Genomic DNA, 1,007 nt, shown 5'->3' with positions numbered 1-1,007 from the left:
CAGACCTCTCCCGCACGGGAGAGGGGACCCGCGCCCGATCCGTGTTGGGGCTCGCTCGGCATAGGCCATCGCTCTGCCTGCAGGGCTACCAGATTCACACAACGCCTGCGGAGACCCACCCCGCTCCCCTCCCCCGCGGAGGGGGGAGGGAGGACGTCGCGGTTCAGGCCTGTGACGAGGATGCCGCGCCGCCGACCGCGGCGATCACCCGGTCCACCTCGGCCTCGGCCGCGGCGAAGCCCCGGCTCGTGTCGATCACGAAATCGGCCCGGGCGCGCTTCTCGGCGTCCGGCAACTGCTTGGCGAGGATTGCGTCGAGGGCGGCCTCGCTCATGCCGGGGCGGGCGAGCACCCGGGCGCGCTGGACCGCCGGGGGCGCGGTGACGACGAGCACCGCGTCGCAGCGGCCCGCGCCGCCGGTCTCGTAGAGGAGCGGGATGTCGAGGAGCACCAGGGGCGCCGCGGCGTGGCGGGCGAGGAAGGCCTGCGCCACCTCACCGACCAGGGGATGCACGATGCGCTCCAGCGCGGCCAGGCGCCCGGGATCGTCGAGCACGGCCGCGCGCAGGGCGCCCCGGTCCACGGACCCGTCCGGCGCCAGGGTGCCGGGGAAGGCCTGCCCGATGGCCGCGGCGGCCGCCCCGCCCGGCCCGTAGAGGCGGTGCACGGCGGCGTCCGCGTCGTGGACCGGCACGCCGCGCGCGGCGAACATCGCGGCGGTCGCCGACTTGCCCATGCCGATCGAGCCGGTCAGCCCGAGCACGAAGGGGCGCTTCGCCGCGCTCATCGGGCCGCGAGATCCGCCACGATCGCGGCGCGGAGCGCCGGCGTCACGGCGGGCCGGAGCCCGAACCAGGCCTCGAAGCCCGGCACCGCCTGGTGCAGCAGCATGCCGAGCCCGTCGACCGCCGCGAGGCCGCGGGCGCGGGCGGCTTCGAGCAGCGGGGTCTCCAGCGGCGCGTAGACGATGTCGGCCACCGCCGCCCGCGGCGGGAGCGGCGCGAGGT

Annotated in this window: 1 protein-coding gene and 1 pseudogene; both read right to left on the bottom strand. The window is 77.2% G+C overall.

What is annotated here, in order from left to right; all coding sequences use genetic code 11:
- Positions 1-163: 163 nt before the first annotated feature.
- Positions 164-787 (bottom strand): dephospho-CoA kinase, encoded by a 624-nt coding sequence (gene coaE, locus AX737_RS14860; RefSeq protein WP_066922542.1) that lies wholly within the window; start codon positions 785-787, stop codon positions 164-166.
- Positions 784-1,007 (bottom strand): annotated as a pseudogene (locus AX737_RS14855) (shikimate dehydrogenase); the annotation flags it as partial. The gene coaE and the pseudogene AX737_RS14855, both read right to left, overlap by 4 nt.

This window comes from Methylobacterium sp. CCH5-D2, assembly GCF_001556475.1.
GTDB lineage: Bacteria > Pseudomonadota > Alphaproteobacteria > Rhizobiales > Beijerinckiaceae > Methylobacterium > Methylobacterium hispanicum.
The sequence above is the reverse complement of the archived record's forward strand: the minus strand, read 5'-3'. Positions and strand labels throughout refer to the sequence as shown.